We start from the raw sequence: 17511 nt of genomic DNA on the forward strand, positions 1-17511 counted from the left end.
CATGCGCAGAAGGATGCTCCCATGGACCACAAGCTCTCCGTCCTCGTCCAGGTGGACCTCGACGGCCGCTACGTGCGGCTGCTGGTGACCGGGTGCCTGACCGAGGCCAATCAGCACGCCCTGCACCCGCTCATCCGCCGTGCCCGGACCCTGATCCCGCCGGTGACGGTCAGCGTGGACCTCACCGCCGCCGAGCACGTCGAGGGGAACGCGGTCGGTCAGCTGCGCACAGCGGTCCACGACGATCCCACGCTGGAGGGGACGAGCCCGGTGGAGCTGCTGCTGTCGGGCGTGCTGCCGGAACACCCGGACGCGCCCACACGAATGACCCACCATCTGCGGGCTCCCGGATGGCTCGCCGCCTGAACCGGCCGGCGCGCCCGGCTCAGCCGGCCGCCCAGCTGCTGGCGTCCTGATCGGCGAGGGGTCCGCTCACGCGGCGAGCCCGGCCACCGTGTCCCGGCCGCGGTGCCCGCTGTACGGCGCGGGCCGGTGCTCGGGCAGCGGATCCGGGAGCAGGAGCTCCACCGGGCCGATCTGCTCCAGCATGGCGTCCTCGTCGAGGGACCAGCGCAGCAGGTCCACCGCGGAGGCCTCCACGTGCTCGGCGCAGGTCAGGTCGACCGTGACGTTCGCCGGGGCGACCAGCGTGCGCGCCCGGAGGACGAGCGGACGCACGGCCTGGTGGTTGTGCTCGGTCAGGCATCCGCTGACGACCAGGCGCACGGCGGCGCTCTGCCGGTCGATCTGGACGAGGACGGAGACGTGGTGGTCCATGGGGTGCACCCTTCTTCGCGTGCGGTCGCCGCGAGACGGTGTCCTGCGGTCGCGCCAGCCTAGGGAACGCGGCGCACGCCCACAAGGAGGCGTGCGTATTGCGGACCACCCCGCCGCCGCCCGGGGCGGTCCCGGGAACGGCTCGACCCCGCCGCCGGCCGGTGCCGGGACGGGGTCGAGCGGGTCGGACGGTGGGGTCAGAGGCTGGCCTTGCTGGTGGCCGGGGCGGTGCCGGTGGCCTCCTGGAAGTTCAGCCGGGGCTCGCGCGCGTGCCGGATCGGCGCGGTGTCACGGCCGAACACGGCGTTGAGCACGTACTCGGAGAACACCCGCACCTTGCGCTCCACGGTGGGGATCGCATAGCCGTGGTAGAGGCGGTGCATCATCCACGCCGGGAAGCCGGAGAACTCGACGCCGTTGCCCTTGATGCCGGGCAGGTTCTTGATGCTGGCCACGCCCTTGTAGAGGCCCAGGCCGGCGACTGCGCCGAGGTTCTCGTGGTAGTAGTCCTCCAGCGGCTTGCCCGCGCGGGCGGCCAGGACGTTCTTGGCCAGGACGCGGGCCTGGCGCACGGCGTGCTGGGCGTTCGGCACGCAGAACCCGCCGACGCCGCCGCCGGTGAGGTCCGGGACGGCCGCGACGTCGCCGGCGGCCCAGGCGCCCTCGAGGGGCCCGTCGTCGCCGGTGATCCGCAGGTCGGCCCCGGCGCGCACGCGGCCGCGCTGGTCCAGCGGGAAGTCGGTGTTCTTCACCAGGGGGTTGGCCTGCACGCCGGCGGTCCAGACGAGGGTGTCCGTGTCGATCTCGCCGGCCGGGGACTTGTCCTGCATGTTGATCAGCTTCAGGTGCTTGTCCACGGCGGAGTCGAGGGAGGTGTTGAGCAGCACCTCGATGCCACGGCTGCGCAGGTGGGCCACGACCTTCTCGGCCCGCTCCTCGGAGACCTCGGGCATGATCCGGCCCATGGCCTCGACCAGCACGAAGCGCAGGTCGGAGGGCTGCAGGCGGTCGTTGCGCTCCACGGCGGTGCGTGCCATGTCCTCGATCTCGGCGAGGCCCTCCGTGCCGGCGTACCCGCCGCCGACCACGACGAAGGTCAGCGCCCGGCGGCGCTCGTCCTCGTCGGAGGTCAGGGACGCGAACTCGATGCGCTCGAGGACCCAGTCGCGCAGCCCGACGGCCTCCTCGACGGACTTCAGGCCGATGCCGTTCTCCGCGAGCCCCTCGATCGGGAAGGCGCGGGTGACGGAGCCGCCGGAGATCACGATCTCGTCGTAGGCGAGCTCGAAGGTCTCGCCCTCGTCGACGCCCTGGACCGTCGCGGTGCGGTTGGCGTGGTCGACGCCGATCACGCGTCCGCCGACGAGCTCGCAGTCGCGCAGGTGCTGACGGTGCGGGACGACGGCGTGGCGCCCCTCGATGTTGCCGGCGGCCACCTCCGGGAGGAAGGGCAGGTAGGTCATGTACGGGTTGGGGTCGACGACGGTCACGACCCCGCCGGATTCCTTGATCCGCTTCTGCAGCTCCTGCGCCACGGTGAAGCCGACGTAGCCTCCGCCGACGATCAGAAGGCGCGGACGATCCTTGGCCAGTTGAGTGAAAGACATGCCTCCGAGTCTACTCAGAAAGCTGTCGGCCCCGGGTCCTCGGCGGGACGCCCGGCACCGTGTCCAGGAGCGGGTGCGGAACCGGCTCAGGTGCCGCCGTCCGCGTCCTCGCGCACGATGCGGCGGATGTGCACGGCGGCGCCGGCGGTCAGGCCCAGGACGAGCAGCCCGAACCCTGTGAGCACCACCACGGGCAGCAGGCCCGTCTCGTCGATCGGGGCGACCGGTTCGGGCGGGGCGACCTCGGCCTCGACCTCCTCGGTGACGGGTGCGGAGCTCTCCGAGGGGGTGGCCCCGGGCGTCGCCCCGGCGCTCCGCCGGTGAACCTGAACCCACTGCCGCATGCTGCCCAGCGGGTTGGCCTCGACCTCGGGGACGTCCTCGGTCAGCGCGGCCTCGACGTCGAGCACCCCGTAGCCGTAGAGCGGGTCCTTGCCCGGGGCCCCGGTGTCCCGGGCGGTGGAGATGATGCGGTTGGCGACCTGGGCGGAGCTCATTCCCGGCCACTTCGCCTTGATGAGCGCGGCGGTGCCCGCGACCACGGGCGCGGACGCGGAGGTCCCCGCCCACGAGGCGTAGCGGTCCCCGGGGATGGCGCCGACCATGTCCTCGGAGGGGCCGGCGACGGCGATGGAGATGCCCTGCGAGGAGGACTCCCAGCTCGCCTCCCCGGTGCGGCCGACGCCGCCCACCGTGAGCACTCCGGGGATGGTGGCCGGGGCGCCCACCTGGACGAGCCCGGACCCCCGGTTGCCCGCGGACGCGACGATCAGCACGTCCTTCTCCTCGGCGTAGAGGAACGCCTCGTCCCAGCTCTCGGGCCAGGAGGTGGTGTTGGAGCCCACGGACATGTTGATGACGTCCGCGCCCTGGTCCACGGCCCACCGGACGGCGTCCGGGAGCTGCTCGTCCACGCTGCGGACCTCCGAGGTCTCGCCGCCCAGCCACGTCGACACGGCGAGCACCTCGGCGTCGGGGGCCACGCCGACCACGCCGGCGGGGCGGCCCGGCCCGGCGTCGTCGCGCCCGCCCGGGGCCACGTGGCCGCGGCCCGCGGCCACGGAGGCCACGAGGGTCCCGTGCTCGGGCTCCGTGCCGAGGCCCTCCTGGCCGTCGGCGGCGCCTCCGCCCGAGACGTCGGTGCCTCCGACGACGGCGCCCTCCAGGTCCTGGTGGGAGCCGTCCACCCCCGTGTCGATGACCGCGATCCGGGCGCCCTCGCCCGTCGACTCCTTCCAGGCCTCGCGCACCCCGTACTCGTCCAGCCAGTACTGCAGGGAGCGGATGCCGTCCTCGGCGATCCGCGAGGTGTCCGGGGCGGGGGTCTCGCCGGGCGCCGGGCTGACGGGGTCCTCGATCGGGATGCTGGGGGCCGGGGCGGGCGGCCGGGCATGGGCCGGCCCCGCCACGGCGGTACCGGCCGCTGCGGTGCCGGCCACGGCGCACGCGGCCGCCGCGGCCGTCCACCGCGCGGGCACACGGGGGCGCGGAGTGCGGCGGCGGGCGGGGGTGGAAGCCATGGGTCCTTCCGGGTCGGGGCCGGTCAGCCGATCTGGGACAGGGCGATCCCGTCCAAAATATCGTGCTCGCTCGCGATCGCCGTGCGCACCCGGCCGCCGGTGGCCGCACCGACCCGCTCCACGATCCGCCGCCACACGAGGGCCCCGCCGCCGATGACGTCGACCCGGCCCGCGTGCATGTAGGGCAGCGCGGCCCGCTCCTGGCGGGTCATGGCGGTGAGCTCCCGGCACGCCCGGTCGATCCGCTCGGCCGGGAGCTCGGTCCCGTCGATCGCCTCGGGGTCGTAGCCGGGCAGCCCGAGCGCGTGCGCGGTGACGGTGGTGATCGTGCCGGCCACCCCCACGAGGTGGGTGGTCTCGGCCAGGGGCACGCTCTGCTGCACCACGTCCACGGCGTGGTCGACGTCGCGCAGGACGGCCGCCTGCTGCTCCGGCGTGGGCGGGTTGGCGCCGAGGTGCCGCTCGGTGAGCCGGACGCAGCCGATGTCCACGCTGCGCTCGGCGCGCACGCCCCGGGAGTTGCCGAGCACGAACTCGGTGGACCCTCCGCCGAGGTCGACCACGAGCACCCGGTCCTCCGGGTCGGTGCCGGGCACGGCCGCGGACGCGCCGAGGAAGGACAGCTGCGCCTCCTCGTCCCCCGTGATCACCTCGGGGCTCACGCCGAGCCGCTCGCGGATGCCCGCGAGGAAGACGTCCCGGTTGCCGGCGTCGCGGGTGGCGCTCGTGGCGACGAACCGCAGCTGCTCCACGTCGTGCTCCGCCAGGAGCCGGGCGTACTCGTCGGCGGCCGCGAAGGTGCGCTCCAGGGCCGCCTCCGCCAGCCAGCCGGTGGCGTCCACGCCCTGGCCCAGCCGGACCACGCGCATCTCCCGCACCAGGTCGTCGAGGACCGTGCGGCCGTCCTCCTCCCGGGTGTCGGCGATGAGCAGGCGGATGGAGTTGGTGCCGCAGTCGATGGCGCCTACGCGCATGGGTCGTCCTCGAGGTGTTGGGGGCGGGGGAAGGCCGGGCCGCGGGAGCGGACCCGGAGGGGTCAGGCCTCGCGCCAGGCCGGGTCGCAGTGGCAGGTCCCGGGGGTCCACCACTCGGCGATCGCGTCCAGGGTCTCGTCGCCGAGCACGTTCACGCCGCGGCCGGCCGCCAGGGCGTGGCCGGCGAGCACGTGCAGGCACTTCACGCGCACGGGCATGCCCCCGGCGGAGATGCCCTCGATCTCGGGGACGGGCCCGGTGCCCGCCTGCGCCCCGATCCGGGCCCGCTCGGCGAGGTAGTCCTCGTGCGCGGCGCGGTGTGCCGCGGCGAGCTCCTCGTCCCGCACGATCCGGTCGGACATCTCGTACATCAGCCCGCCGGCCTCCAGCCGGGACACCGCGGCCGTGATCACCGGGTGGGTCAGGTAGAACACGGTGGGGAACGGCGTCCCGCCGGCCAGCCGGGGCGCGGTGGCCGCCACGAGCGGGTTCCCGCAGGTGCAGCGCGCCGGGATCTCGACGACGTCGCGGACCGGGCGCCCGAGCTGGCGGGACAGGACCTGCAGGTCCAGGGCCGTGGGCGCGACCGTCTCGGCCGTCACCCCGAGCCCCCGCGGGGCGCGTGGCCCGCCCGCCGCCTCGCCGGGTTCGTGTCCGTGCTGGAAGTTCACGCCGTTCCTCACTCCGCGGCCGTGCCGCGGCTGTCCGTCGCCGCGTCCTGCGGCTCGTCGGTCCCGCCCGTGGGGGCGGGGGTCCCCTCGGCGGCGCCGTCCGCCGGGACGGGGGTCCCGGCGTCCTCGGTCCCGCCGGTGTCCTCGGCGGCACCGGTGCCGTCCGTGCTGTCGGTGGTGTCGGTGGTGTCCGGGTCCTCGGCCCCGCTCGTGTCCTCGGTGCCCAGCGTCTCCGGTGCTGCCGCGGCGTCCTCGTAGGCGGAGCTGACCACGGACTGCCAGAGGGCGTCCACCCAGGCGGGCTTCTCGGCCTCCACCTGGGCCGCCGAGGAGTCCACCACGGCGCCCCCCATCTCCTCGGCGCCCACCACGAGGTAGGACCGCTCCCCCGGCATGACGTACAGGAGCCGGTCCCGTGCCTGCTGCTTGACGTAGGTCTCGTCCGACCACTGGTCCACCCGGTCCTCCAAGGACGCCTGCTCGGCCTCCATGTCGGCGATGGACTGCTCGAGGGCCGCGATCTCGGCGCGCTGCTCGAGCCAGATCTTGGTGGTCGGGGCCGCCAGGAAGACGATGAGCACGGCCACGAGCGTCAGGAGCAGGAAACGGCCGCTGAAGGTGCGGGCGGGGGTGGGCGATCCCACGGCGCTGGAGCCGCTGCCCGGTCCGCGGGGCCCCGATGCGGCGCCCTGCGCGGCGTCCCGGCCGCCGAGCAGACGGGTGGTGCGAGGACGGGGAGCGGGCATGGGGACCTCACGGGGAACGGGCGGGGACGGGGACCAGTCTAGCGCTCAGGGGGCGGTCGTCCGGGGACTGCCCGCCCTCGCGGCGGCCGGGCCGGACCCGCCGGCCCGGCCGCCGCGGCGCCTCACTTCGCGGTGTAGCGCGGGAACGCCGAGGCGCCCGCGTAGCGCGCGGCGTCGCCGAGCTCCTCCTCGATGCGCAGCAGCTGGTTGTACTTCGCCACGCGCTCGGAGCGGGCCGGCGCGCCGGTCTTGATCTGCCCGGCGTTGGTGGCCACCGCGATGTCGGCGATCGTGGTGTCCTCGGTCTCGCCCGAGCGGTGGGAGATCATGCAGTGGAACATGTGCCGCTGGGCCAGGGAGATGGCGTCGAAGGTCTCGGTGAGGGAGCCGATCTGGTTGACCTTCACGAGCAGGGCGTTGCCGGCGCCCTCCGCGATGCCGCGGCTGAGCCGCTCCGGGTTGGTGACGAACAGGTCGTCGCCGACGATCTGCACCTGGGTGCCCACGGAGGCGGTCAGGGTCTGCCAGCCCTCCCAGTCGTCCTCGTCCAGCGGGTCCTCGATGGAGACGATCGGGTAGTCCCGCACGAGCTCCTCGTAGTAGGCGGTCATCTCCGCGGCGCTCAGCTGCTTGCCCTCGAAGCTGTACGCGCCGTTCTCGAAGAACTCGGAGGAGGCGACGTCCAGGGCGAGCGCCACGTCGGTGCCCACGGTGTAGCCGGCCTTCTCGATCGCCTCGGAGATGAGGTCCAGGGCGGCGCGGTTGGACTCCAGGTTCGGGGCGAAGCCGCCCTCGTCGCCCAGGCCGGTGGCCAGCCCGCGCTCCTTGAGCACGGCCTTGAGGGAGTGGTAGACCTCCACACCGGTGCGCAGGGCCTCGGAGAAGGTCGCCGCGCCGATCGGGGCGATCATGAACTCCTGGATGTCCACGTTGGAGTCCGCGTGGGAGCCGCCGTTGAGGATGTTCATCATCGGCACCGGCAGCACGTGGGCGTTGGGCCCGCCCAGGTACTTGTAGAGCTCCAGGTCGGAGGCGTTCGCGGCCGCGCGGGCCACGGCGAGGGAGACGCCCAGGATCGCGTTGGCGCCGAGGCTGCCCTTGTTGTCCGTGCCGTCGAGATCGAGCATGGTCCGGTCGATCAGGCGCTGGTCGGTGGCGTCGAGACCGATCACGGCCTCGGCGATCTCCTCGTCCACGGCCTTCACGGCGTCGAGGACGCCCTTGCCGAGGTACACCTTCTTGTCGCCGTCACGGCGCTCGACGGCCTCGAAGGCTCCGGTCGAGGCGCCCGAGGGAACGGCCGCCCGGCCGTAGCTGCCGTCCTCGAGGAGGACCTCGACCTCCACGGTCGGGTTGCCGCGGGAGTCGAGGATCTGACGGGCGTGCACTGCGGTGATCATGGCCATGTGGTGCTCCTGACGTTGGTGCTGGCGTTTCGTGCTGACGGTGGTGCGGGCGTGGAACGTGCGGGGTGGGCGGGAGACCGGTGCCGGGCACCGGCCGGGGCACGCCCCGTCACGACCGGGCGCCCCTGCCGGATCCAGCCTAGCGACTCGTGGCGGCCCGGTCCCTGCCGGTGGCGGCCCGGGACGGGCTCAGCCGCCGTCCCGCGCGGCGGCGTAGGCGCGGGCGGCCCCGCGCAGGGCCCGCTCGGCGTCCAGCCCGCGGGAGGAGGCGGTGCGCACGAGCGCGAACAGGGCCTCCCCCAGTTCCTCCTCGGTGTGCGGGCCGGCGGCCTCCTCCCCGTGGGGGGCCGGGGGCTCGAGGTCGTGCTTGCGGGCCCGGGCGAGGGTCTTCTCCGCCAGGGCCAGGGCGGGCAGGTGCGGCGGGATGCCGTCGAAGGGCCCGGTCCGCTCCGGCTTCTCGGCCTTCTTGAGGTCCTCCCAGCGGGAGTGCAGCTGGTCGAGGGTCTGCTCCCCCGCCACGTCCCCGGACGCGCCGGGTCCGAAGACGTGCGGGTGGCGGCGCACCAGCTTGGTGATGATCGCCTCCAGCACGTCGGAGACGTCGAACCCGCCCTGCGTGCGCGGGCGCTCCTGGGCGACGCGCGCGTGGAAGACGACCTGCAGCAGGACGTCGCCGAGCTCCTCGACCAGCAGGGCGGCGTGGGCGGCCGGGCCGCCCTCGGCCTCGACGGCTTCGACCACCTCGTAGGCCTCCTCCACGAGATAGCGCACGAGGGACTCGTGGGTCTGCTGGCCGTCCCAGGCGCACCCGCCCGGGGAGCGCAGCCGGTCCATGACCGCCACGAGCTCCGCGAAGCGCTGCGCGGTGCGCTCGGGCACGCCCAGTCCTGCGGGGACGTCGTCCGTCCCGTGCCCCTGGCTCATCCGTGCATCCCTTCGAAGCCCTCCGTGATGATCCCCTCCAGTGCGCTGCGGTCCTCCAGCGGCAGGAACGCGGCGGCCGCCGCGTTGCGCTGCAGCTGCTCCAGGTCCTCGAGCCCGTAGCCGAAGTGGGCCACGAGGGCGGCGAGCTCACCGGTGACCGACGTGCCGCTCATCAGCCGGTTGTCCGGGGAGATGGTCACGGTGAAGCCCGTGCGGTAGAGCATGTCCACCGGGTGCCGTTCGGGGGCCGCGCCGAAGGCGGCCACCGCGCCGGTCTGGAGATTGGAGGTGGGGCAGACCTCGAGGGCGATGCCCCGGTCCCGGACCCACTCCGCGGTGCGGCCGAGCGTGACGACGGCGACGCCGTCCTCCTCCTCGATCTCGATGTCCTCCGCGATGCGCACCCCGTGGCCCAGCCGCAGGGCGCGGCCCGTGGCCAGCGCGTCCCGGATGGACCCGATGCCCGCCGCCTCGCCGGCGTGCAGGGTCACGGGCATGAGCTCGTCCGCGAGCAGCTCGAGAGCCGCTCGGTGGCGCACCGGTGGGAAGCCGTCCTCCGGCCCGGCGAGGTCGAAGGCCACGACGCCGCGGTCCCGGTTGTCGACCACCAGCCGGGCCACCTCGAGGGACCGCTCGGCGTGGCGCATGGCGCACAGGATCTGGGTGACGGAGACGATGTGCCCGGCGTCCTCCGCGGCGAGCACGCCCTCGGAGAGGCCCAGCCGGACGGCCTCGACGGCCTCGGCCATCGACAGCCCGCCCGCGGTGTGCTGCTCCGGCGCCCACCGGACCTCGGCGTGCACGACGCCGTCGGCCACGAGGTCCTCGACGTACTCCCGGGCGCAGCGCACGAGCGCCTCGGGCGACTGCATCACGGCCACGGTGTGCTCGAAGGTCTCCAGGTAGCGCACCAGCGAGCCGGAGTCGGCACTGGCGCGGATCCACCGGCCGAGGGCCTCGGGCTCCTCGACCGGCAGGCGGTGCCCGGCGGCGGCGGCCAGCTCGACCACCGTGGCCGGGCGCAGCGCGCCGTCGAGGTGGTCGTGCAGGCAGACCTTGGGCAGGTCACGGAGCACGCGGTCCGGCACACGGGCCGGACCGCGTTCGGCGGACGTCAGCATCACGGGCTCAGTAGTTCCAGTCCTGCAGGGCCTCGTTCATGTGCTGCGGGATGTTCGCCCCGGTCCGCGGGTACATGCGCAGCTCCTCGAGGTAGTTCTGCGCGGGCAGCCGCTCCTCGTAGCGCACGAAGGCCTCCTCGTCCGCGTAGTCGAAGGAGACCTCCGGGGGGATGCCCGGGCGGAAGCGGAACATCATGGCCAGCGGCGCGCCGGTGCCCTCCACGTAGGACTCGTCCTTGAACTCCTGCACGTGCAGCAGGTCCTCGGGGATCAGGTCGAAGGTGCGGCGCTGGTCCCAGAAGCCGTTCTTGCGCACGTGCGTGAGGGCGTCGTAGTACGTGCCCAGGGCGCGGATCCGCACCAGGACCGTGGAGACGTCCATGGCCGTGCCGTCCGGGCCGAACAGGCGCCGCTGGGCGGCCGCGAGCCGGCGCAGGACGTCGGCCTCCTTCAGCACGAGGTTCCCCTGGGCGAGGGCGTCCTGCGAGGGGCGCTCCGCGACCCCGGAGGGGGCGCGGTAGGACGGGGAGACGTCGGTGGAGACGGCGGTCTCCGGCGCCGAGGAGTCCTGGTCCTCGCCGGCCGAGGTGCCGGCCGCGACCGCGGCGGCAGCGGCGGCGCCGGCGCCGGTGGGGGCCGGCGGCTCGACGTCCTCGTGCCACTCCTCGTGGTCGACGTGGTCGGGGACGCGCTGCCCGTCGTCGGCCCCGGGCACGGACCCGGGCGCCGTGCCCGCCACGGTCGGAACGGCAGGGACCGGCCCGGCCGGGGCGGCGGAGGAGCCGGCGGGTCCGTCGACCTCGGTGATGACCGGCGTGCCGCCGGTCACGGGAGCGGGCTCGGCGGGCGCCGCGCTGTCCGCGGCCGCGGCCGCCTCCGGGGCGCCGGTCCCGGAACGGGTGCCGGAGTCCTCGGTCCACCGCTCGTCGGTCCGCTGCTCGTGCACCGGGACTCCCGCGGCGGCCCGGTCACCGGGGCGCTCGTCGCCGTCCGTGCCCACGGCGCTCGCCGGGGGCGCCGGGGTCGGGCGGCCCGACCGCCAGGTCTGCACGTCCTCGGCTCCGTCGGCGAACCCGTAGGTCGTCACCACGGGACGGACCCCGTCCTGCTCCGGGCCCACCTCGATGCGGGCGTTCTGCCACGCGCCCCGCGGGGAGGACATGGCCTCGCTGTAGAGGTCGGCGACCGGGTCGAAGAGCGGCGAGTCCTGGTCCACGGTGCCCGACTCCACGGACGGGGCCACGTCCCCCACGGACTGCTCCGTCTGGTGCGTCATGGTGTTGCCGCGCTGGACCAGGGTGAGCACGGCGCGGTCGGCACCGCGGGCCGTCAGCCGCTCCACGAGGACGGCCAGCGGTCCCTCCGGCGGCACCGGGCGGGCCTCCTCGGCACCGTGCGCCGCGTGCTGCCGCCCCGGGGCGACGGGCGCGCCCGACCGCGCCTCGGCGTCGCCGGGACCGGCCTGCCCGGCGGGCGGAGCGGCCGGTCGGCCCTCCGGGGCCGTCTCCTGCGACGCGCCGTCACCGCTGTTTTTCCGGAAAATGCCTCGCAGACCCAACTGGACCCACCCTTCTGAGCGTGTGCGCACGCCCTCGGTTCTCGTTTCGCGCTGGTTCTCTCCGCAGTATAGGCGGGCCCGCGGGACCTCCTCCCGGCGGTCTCAGCGCACGGTCTCGAGGACCACCCCGCGGGCCGGACGGTCCTCCGGGGCCGAGGGCCGGACCACGACGGCGCCCTCCAGGGCCTCCCGGGCCCGGGCGAAGCGCTCGGGGGTGTCGGTGCGCAGCGTCAGCAGCGGCTGGCCCGCCCGGACGGCGTCGCCGGGCTTGGCGTGCAGCAGGACCCCGGCGCCGGCCTGGACCGGGTCCTCCCGGCGGGCCCGGCCCGCGCCGAGGCGCCAGGAGGCCAGCCCGACCTTGTAGGCGTCGAGCTCGGTGAGCACCCCGTCGGCCTCGGCCGTGACGGTCTCGGACTCCCGGGCCTGCGGCAGCGGGGCGTCGGGGTCCCCACCCTGGGCGGAGACCATGGCCCGCCACACGTCCATGGCGCGGCCGTCCCGCAGGGCCTCCGCGGGGTCGGCGTCGGGGATCCCGGAGGCGGCGAGCATCTCCGCGGCGAGCGCCACGGTGAGCTCCACGACGTCGTCCGGGCCTCCCCCGGCGAGCACGTCCACGGACTCCTGGACCTCCACGGCGTTGCCGACGGCCAGTCCCAGGGGCGTGGACATGTCGGTGAGCAGCGCGGTGGTCGTGACGCCGGCGTCCGCGCCGAGGTCCACCATGGTGCGGGCCAGCTCGCGGGCGGACGCGAGGTCCTTCATGAACGCGCCGGAGCCGACCTTCACGTCGAGCACCAGGGACTGGGTGCCCTCGGCGATCTTCTTGGACATGATGGAGGACGCGATGAGCGGGATGGACTCCACCGTGCCGGTGACGTCGCGCAGCGCGTAGAGCTTCTTGTCGGCCGGGGCCAGCCCGGAGCCGGCGGCGCAGATCACCGCGCCGACGTCGCGCAGCTGGTCCATCATCTCCGCGTTGCTCAGCGCGGCGCGCCACCCGGGGATCGACTCGAGCTTGTCCAGGGTGCCGCCGGTGTGGCCGAGCCCGCGGCCGGACAGCTGCGGGACGGCCACCCCGTAGACCGCCACGAGCGGGGCCAGCGGCAGCGTGATCTTGTCCCCCACCCCGCCGGTCGAGTGCTTGTCGCTGGTCGCCGAGCGGGCCCCGGAGCGCACGAGCTGCGAGAAGTCCATCCGCTCCCCCGAGGCGATCATCGCCCGCGTCCAGCCCGCGATCTCCTCCCGGTCCATGCCGCGCAGGAAGATCGCCATGGCCAGCGCGCTCATCTGCTCCTCGGCCACGACCCCGCGGGTGTAGGCGTCCACCACCCACGCGATCTGGGCGGGCGAGAGCGCCGCGCCGTCGCGCTTGGTCCGGATGACGTCGACGGCGTCGAACTGCTCGGTCATGAGGGGTCCTTTCGGGAGGAGGTACGGTGCGGCGGCACGAGGCCGCCGGAGGGCTCGGCGCAGGGCGCGGCGGAGAGTTCGGCGCAGGCGCCCGCGACCCGTCAGAGGTGCTCGGGGCCGAAGGCGTCGGGCAGGACCTCGGCCATGGTCCGCACCCCGGAGACGGTGAGCAGCCGCAGACCGGGCGCGCGGTGCTCGTACAGCAGCTGCCGGCAGCGCCCGCAGGGCATCAGGACGTCCCCGCGGGCGTCCACGCAGACGAAGGCGGCGAGCCGGCCGCCGCCGGACATGTGCAGGGCCGAGACCAGGGCGCACTCCGCGCACAGGGTCAGCCCGTAGGAGGCGTTCTCCACGTTGCACCCGGAGACCACCCGCCCGTCCTCGGTCAGGGCGGCCGCGCCCACGGGGAAGCGCGAGTACGGCACGTAGGCGTGCTCGCGGGCGGCGACGGCGGCCGCGCGCAGCCGCGCCCAGTCCACGGCGCCCTCCGCGGTGACCTCCGCGGTGTCCTCCGGGGCGGCGTGGGCGGCCCCGGTCCCCGCCGGGGGCTGGTGCTCGGTCACGGTGGGCTCACTCCTTGGTGTAGGGCTGGCCCGAGGCCGCGGGGGCGCGGGAGGCGCCGACGAGCCCGGCCACGGCCAGGATCGTCACGACGTACGGGAGCATGGCCAGGAACTGACTGGGCACGGGGGTGCCCAGGAAGGACAGGATGGACTGCAGGTTGGACGCGAAGCCGAACAGCAGGGACGCGAGCAGTGCCCCGATGGGGTTCCACCGGCCGAAGATCAGCGCGGCCAGGGCGATGTACCCGGCGCCGGAGGTCATGTCCCGGGTGAACGCGGACACGGAGACCAGGGTGTAGAACGCCCCGCCGACCCCGGCGACCATGCCGCCGAGCAGCACGTTGCGGAAGCGCAGCGCGTTGACGTTCACGCCCAGGGTGTCCGCGGCCTTGGGGTGCTCGCCCACCGCGCGGGTGCGCAGCCCCCAGCGGGTGCGGTACAGGGCGAACCACACCACGGCCACCGCCACGTACATCAGGTACCCGATCACGGACTGGTCGAAGAGGATGGGGCCGAGCACGGGGATCTCGGAGAGCACGGGCACGGCGAAGCGCGGCAGCCGCGGCGGGGAGTTGAACACGCTCGCGTTGGTCTCCAGCACCGTGGCGAAGAGGAAGCCGGTCAGCCCGGAGACGAGCACGTTGAGCACCACGCCCACGATCACCTGGTTGACCTTGTAGGTGATCGAGAAGACGGCGAGCACCAGGGAGACCAGGCCCGCGCCGACCACGGCGGCCAGCAGCCCCACCCAGGCGCTGCCGGACAGGGACCCGGCCACGGCCGCGGAGAAGGCGCCGAACAGCAGCTGCCCCTCGATCGCGATGTTCACGACCCCGGAGCGCTCGCACAGGAGTCCGCCCAGGGAGCCGAAGATCAGAGGGATGGCCAGGGCCACGGACCCGGCCAGCAGGCCCGACAGGGACACGTCCGGGGTGCGCGAGCTGCCCACGACCCACACGAGGAAGCCGCTGACGAAGAAGAAGCCGAACACCAGCACCGCCCAGCGGGGCAGCTGCGCCCGGGCCCGGGCGCGCACGAAGGCCAGGGCCGTCAGGGCGAGGAGCACGACCACGGTGAGCCAGCCCCACACCACTCCGTTGACCGCGAGGTCCGGCACGCGGAAGAGGTCCCCGTCCTCGGAGACGCGGAAGGCGACCCGGTTGTCCGGGGCGTTGAGCCCGAACAGGACGAGGGCCACGGCGCTCAGCAGGGCCAGGACCACGGGGGTGCGCCAGCTGGTCACGCCCACGACCTCGTTGGCCGCCGCCGTGGACAGCTCCGCCTCGGCCGGCGCGGTGGCGGTGGCGGAGGTGGTGGCGGTGCTGCCGTCGGCCCACGGGGCGTTCTCGTGCTGCGGTGTCGGTTCCTGCGAGCTCATGCCCGGGCCCCCTCGGTGGCGGTGGTGGTGCCCCGTCCGCGCCGGGTCCGGACCCGGTCCTGGCCGGTCCTCAGCAGCGGCGGCAGGGCGATGAACAGCACGATCAGCGACTGCACGACCAGCACGATGTCGATGTTCGTGCCGGTCATCGACTGCATCGTGACGCCCCCGGCGCGGAAGGCGCCGTAGAGCAGGCCGGCGAAGAACGTCCCCCACGGCTTGGACCGGCCCAGCAGGGCCACCGTGATCGCGTCGAAGCCGAAGGACGCGGCGATCCCGGAGGTCAGCGCCCGCTCGGTGCCGGCGACCTGCGCGACGCCCGCGAGGCCGGCCAGCGCGCCCGCGAGCAGCATGACGACGACGTAGCCGCGTGTGACGGAGATGCCGGCGGTGCGGGCCGCGCGCGGGTTGGCGCCGACGGCGCGCAGCTCGAAGCCCACCGTGGAGCGGTGGAGCAGCCACGCCACGAACACGGTGGCGAGGATGGCGAGCACGAAGCCCCAGTGCAGGCGGAACTGCTCCCCCAGCAGCCGCGGGAACATCGCGGTCTCGGCGATCTGGGGGCTCACCGGGTTCGAGGACCCGGGCCGCAGGAAGGCGGGCCGGGTCAGCAGATAGGCGACCAGGTTCAGCGCGATGTAGTTGAGCATGATCGTGAGGATCACCTCGTGGGCGCCGGTGCGGGCCTTGAGCAGCCCGACGATCCCGCCCCACAGGGCTCCGCCCACGGCGCCGGCGAGGACCACGGCGAGCAGGTGCACGCCCACCGGCAGCTGCCAGGCGAAGCCCACCCACGCGGCGAGGGCCGCGCCGATCAGCAGCTGGCCCTGGGCGCCGATGTTGAACAGCCCCGCCCGGAAGGCCACGGCCACGCCGAGGCCGGCGAGGATCAGCGGGGTGGCCACGGTCAGCGTCTCGGTGAGCGGGTAGATCCGCTGGGCGAAGGTCGCGCCGTTGGGGTTGTAGACGGCGCCGTAGAACATGGCCTCGTAGGCGGAGGACGCCGCGGCCCACATCGCGGCGAGGGTGTCCCCGGGGCGGGCGAAGAAGTAGCCCGCGGCGTCGGCGACGCGCTCGTCGGTCACGGCGATCAGCAGCCCGCCCAGCACCAGGGCCGCGACGATCGCGAGCACCGACTGCAGCGCCGAGCCCAGCCAGGTGCGCCGCGGGGCGCCGGGGGTGGTGGCCGTGGGCGGCGGCGCGCTCTGCTGCTCGGCGACCGCGGGGGCCGCTCCGGTGGCGCTCATGCCTGCTCCTTCGTGTGCTGGGCGGTGTGCTGGGGGTTGTGCTGGGGGTTGTGCTGGGCGGCGGAGGCGCGGGCCTCCTCGGCGGTGGCCCCGGCCATCATCTGGCCCAGGACGTCGCGCGGGGTGTCGGGGCCGACGATGCCCATGATGCGGCCGTGGAAGAACACGGCGATCCGGTCCGCGAGCGCGTAGACCTCGTCGAGCTCGGTGGAGACGATGAGCACGGGCACGCCCTTGTCCCGCTCGGCGACGATCTGCTCGTGGATGAACTCGATCGACCCGACGTCCACCCCGCGGGTGGGCTGGGAGGCGAGGAAGAGCTCGAGGGGCCGGGACAGCTCCCGGGCGATCACGACCTTCTGCTGGTTGCCGCCGGAGAGCGTCTGGACCGGGGCGTCCACCGACGGGGTGCGCACGTCGAACTGCTCGACGGCGCGGCGGGCGTTGGCCTGGACCTCGCCCAGGCGCAGGGAGGGCCCGCGGGAGAAGCGGTCGTCGCCGTAGAGGTCCAGCACCAGGTTCTCGGCGACGGTGAAGGGCCCCACGAGCCCGTCCGTGGAGCGGTCCTCCGGGACGAAGCCCACGCCGGCGTCCAGCACCTGGCGCACCGACCTGCCCAGCAGCTCCGTGCCGGCCAGCCGGATCGAGCCGGTGGCCCGCTCCCGCAGGCCCAGGATCGCCTCGGCGAGCTCGGTCTGGCCGTTGCCCTGCACACCGGCCACCGCGAGGATCTCTCCGCGGGCCACGTCGAAGCTGACGTCGTCGAGCAGCTTCACGCCGTTGTCGCCGACCACGGTGAGCCCGCTGACCTCGAGGGCGCGCTCCCCCGGCTCGGCCTGGCCCTTGGCCACCGTGAGGGAGACGTCGCGGCCCACCATCAGCGCGGCGAGCTCGGAGGTCGAGGCCTCCGGGGAGGTCTGCCCCACCACGCGGCCGCGGCGGACCACGGTGATCACGTCGGAGATCTCCTTGACCTCGCGCAGCTTGTGCGAGATGAACAGGATCGAGCGTCCCGAGCGGCGCAGCTGGCGCATGATCTCGAGCAGCTCGTCGGTCTCGCGCGGGGTGAGCACGGCGGTCGGCTCGTCGAGGATGAGCACCTGGGCCTCCCGCACGAGGGCCTTGATGATCTCGACGCGCTGCTGCACGCCCACGGGCAGGTCCTCCACGACGGCGTCCGGGTCCACGTGGAAGCCGTAGCGGTCGGAGATCTCCCGGATCCGGCGCCGGGTGGTCTCCAGGTCCAGGGCCGCGCCCTTCGTGCTCTCCGCCCCCAGGGCGACGTTCTCGGCGACCGTGAACACGGGCACGAGCATGAAGTGCTGGTGCACCATGCCGATGCCGGCGGCCATGGCGTCGCCGGGGCCCTTGAAGGACACCTCGGCGCCGTCCACGAGGATGCGCCCCGCGGTGGGCCGGTAGAGCCCGTACAGGACGTTCATCAGGGTCGACTTCCCGGCCCCGTTCTCCCCGAGCAGGCAGTGGATCTGCCCGGGCTCGACGACGAGGTCGATGTCCTCGTTGGCCGCGAAGGCACCGAACCGCTTGGTGATGGACTGCAGCTCGAGCTTCATGGTGGTCCTCCTCCTGGGCCGTGCGCGGCCCCGGG

16 protein-coding genes are annotated in these 17511 nt (G+C 74.2%); 1 reads left to right on the forward strand and 15 read right to left on the reverse strand.

Features of this window, described 5'->3' with window-relative positions:
- Positions 1-21: 21 nt before the first annotated feature.
- A complete protein-coding gene (locus tag GMA12_RS05000) occupies positions 22-366 on the forward strand; it encodes a hypothetical protein (RefSeq protein ID WP_156267784.1) in 345 nt (114 codons plus the stop codon).
- Positions 367-432: 66 nt separating this feature from the next.
- Here the strand turns inward: GMA12_RS05000 and GMA12_RS05005 are convergent, their stop codons facing one another.
- The 15 genes from GMA12_RS05005 to GMA12_RS05075 form a co-directional block, all read right to left on the reverse strand.
- Entirely contained in the window at positions 433-777 is a 345-nt protein-coding gene (locus GMA12_RS05005; RefSeq protein WP_156267786.1) for a hypothetical protein, read from the reverse strand.
- Between the two features lie 197 nt (positions 778-974).
- Positions 975-2384 carry an NAD(P)/FAD-dependent oxidoreductase gene (locus GMA12_RS05010; RefSeq protein WP_156267788.1) on the reverse strand — a complete coding sequence of 470 codons (1410 nt, stop codon included), beginning with the start codon at positions 2382-2384 and terminating at the stop codon, positions 975-977.
- Between the two features lie 86 nt (positions 2385-2470).
- Positions 2471-3904, reverse strand: a complete 1434-nt coding sequence (locus tag GMA12_RS05015; RefSeq protein ID WP_156267790.1) for a S8 family serine peptidase — start codon at positions 3902-3904, stop codon at positions 2471-2473.
- Positions 3905-3927: 23 nt separating this feature from the next.
- Positions 3928-4878: a Ppx/GppA phosphatase family protein gene (locus GMA12_RS05020; RefSeq protein WP_156267792.1), complete on the reverse strand. Its 951-nt coding sequence runs from the start codon at positions 4876-4878 to the stop codon at positions 3928-3930.
- 62 nt (positions 4879-4940) lie between these two features.
- Positions 4941-5549, reverse strand: a complete 609-nt coding sequence (locus GMA12_RS05025) for a DUF501 domain-containing protein (RefSeq protein ID WP_162459488.1) — start codon at positions 5547-5549, stop codon at positions 4941-4943.
- 8 nt (positions 5550-5557) lie between these two features.
- A complete protein-coding gene (locus GMA12_RS05030) occupies positions 5558-6295 on the reverse strand; it encodes an FtsB family cell division protein (protein WP_170301024.1) in 738 nt (245 codons plus the stop codon).
- Positions 6296-6417: 122 nt separating this feature from the next.
- Entirely contained in the window at positions 6418-7701 is a 1284-nt protein-coding gene (gene eno / locus GMA12_RS05035; RefSeq protein ID WP_156267794.1) for a phosphopyruvate hydratase, read from the reverse strand.
- Between the two features lie 189 nt (positions 7702-7890).
- On the reverse strand, positions 7891-8625 hold the full coding sequence (locus tag GMA12_RS05040; protein WP_156267796.1) for a nucleoside triphosphate pyrophosphohydrolase: 735 nt from the start codon (positions 8623-8625) through the stop codon (positions 7891-7893).
- The gene (locus GMA12_RS05045) at positions 8622-9746 is read right to left on the reverse strand and encodes an adenosine deaminase (RefSeq protein WP_156268019.1); all 1125 of its coding nucleotides are present in this window, start codon (positions 9744-9746) and stop codon (positions 8622-8624) included. The genes GMA12_RS05040 and GMA12_RS05045 overlap by 4 nt, the downstream gene beginning before the upstream one ends.
- Positions 9747-9753: 7 nt before the next feature.
- Complete coding sequence (locus GMA12_RS05050) at positions 9754-11118, reverse strand: hypothetical protein (RefSeq protein ID WP_156267798.1); 1365 nt, start codon at positions 11116-11118, stop codon at positions 9754-9756.
- 288 nt (positions 11119-11406) lie between these two features.
- Positions 11407-12714 (reverse strand): thymidine phosphorylase, encoded by a 1308-nt coding sequence (locus GMA12_RS05055; RefSeq protein ID WP_156267800.1) that lies wholly within the window; start codon positions 12712-12714, stop codon positions 11407-11409.
- Between the two features lie 101 nt (positions 12715-12815).
- Entirely contained in the window at positions 12816-13193 is a 378-nt protein-coding gene (locus GMA12_RS05060) for a cytidine deaminase (RefSeq protein WP_162459523.1), read from the reverse strand.
- A gap of 91 nt (positions 13194-13284) precedes the next feature.
- Positions 13285-14655: an ABC transporter permease gene (locus GMA12_RS05065; protein ID WP_156267802.1), complete on the reverse strand. Its 1371-nt coding sequence runs from the start codon at positions 14653-14655 to the stop codon at positions 13285-13287.
- Complete coding sequence (locus GMA12_RS05070) at positions 14652-15902, reverse strand: ABC transporter permease (RefSeq protein ID WP_156267804.1); 1251 nt, start codon at positions 15900-15902, stop codon at positions 14652-14654. Before GMA12_RS05070 ends, GMA12_RS05065 begins: the two co-directional genes overlap by 4 nt.
- On the reverse strand, positions 15899-17476 hold the full coding sequence (locus GMA12_RS05075) for an ABC transporter ATP-binding protein (protein ID WP_156267806.1): 1578 nt from the start codon (positions 17474-17476) through the stop codon (positions 15899-15901). The genes GMA12_RS05070 and GMA12_RS05075 overlap by 4 nt, the downstream gene beginning before the upstream one ends.
- Positions 17477-17511 lie beyond the last annotated feature (35 nt).

The organism is Kocuria sediminis (assembly GCF_009735315.1).
GTDB lineage: Bacteria > Actinomycetota > Actinomycetes > Actinomycetales > Micrococcaceae > Kocuria > Kocuria turfanensis.

Coding starts and splice junctions, on each gene's coding strand:
- GMA12_RS05000 (WP_156267784.1), top strand. CDS start 22: ATGGACCACAAGCTCTCCGTCCTCGTCCAGGTGGACCTCGACGGCCGC.
- GMA12_RS05005 (WP_156267786.1), bottom strand. CDS start 777: ATGGACCACCACGTCTCCGTCCTCGTCCAGATCGACCGGCAGAGCGCC.
- GMA12_RS05010 (WP_156267788.1), bottom strand. CDS start 2,384: ATGTCTTTCACTCAACTGGCCAAGGATCGTCCGCGCCTTCTGATCGTC.
- GMA12_RS05015 (WP_156267790.1), bottom strand. CDS start 3,904: ATGGCTTCCACCCCCGCCCGCCGCCGCACTCCGCGCCCCCGTGTGCCC.
- GMA12_RS05020 (WP_156267792.1), bottom strand. CDS start 4,878: ATGCGCGTAGGCGCCATCGACTGCGGCACCAACTCCATCCGCCTGCTC.
- GMA12_RS05030 (WP_170301024.1), bottom strand. CDS start 6,295: ATGCCCGCTCCCCGTCCTCGCACCACCCGTCTGCTCGGCGGCCGGGAC.
- eno (WP_156267794.1), bottom strand. CDS start 7,701: ATGGCCATGATCACCGCAGTGCACGCCCGTCAGATCCTCGACTCCCGC.
- GMA12_RS05040 (WP_156267796.1), bottom strand. CDS start 8,625: ATGAGCCAGGGGCACGGGACGGACGACGTCCCCGCAGGACTGGGCGTG.
- GMA12_RS05045 (WP_156268019.1), bottom strand. CDS start 9,746: ATGCTGACGTCCGCCGAACGCGGTCCGGCCCGTGTGCCGGACCGCGTG.
- GMA12_RS05055 (WP_156267800.1), bottom strand. CDS start 12,714: ATGACCGAGCAGTTCGACGCCGTCGACGTCATCCGGACCAAGCGCGAC.
- GMA12_RS05065 (WP_156267802.1), bottom strand. CDS start 14,655: ATGAGCTCGCAGGAACCGACACCGCAGCACGAGAACGCCCCGTGGGCC.
- GMA12_RS05070 (WP_156267804.1), bottom strand. CDS start 15,902: ATGAGCGCCACCGGAGCGGCCCCCGCGGTCGCCGAGCAGCAGAGCGCG.
- GMA12_RS05075 (WP_156267806.1), bottom strand. CDS start 17,476: ATGAAGCTCGAGCTGCAGTCCATCACCAAGCGGTTCGGTGCCTTCGCG.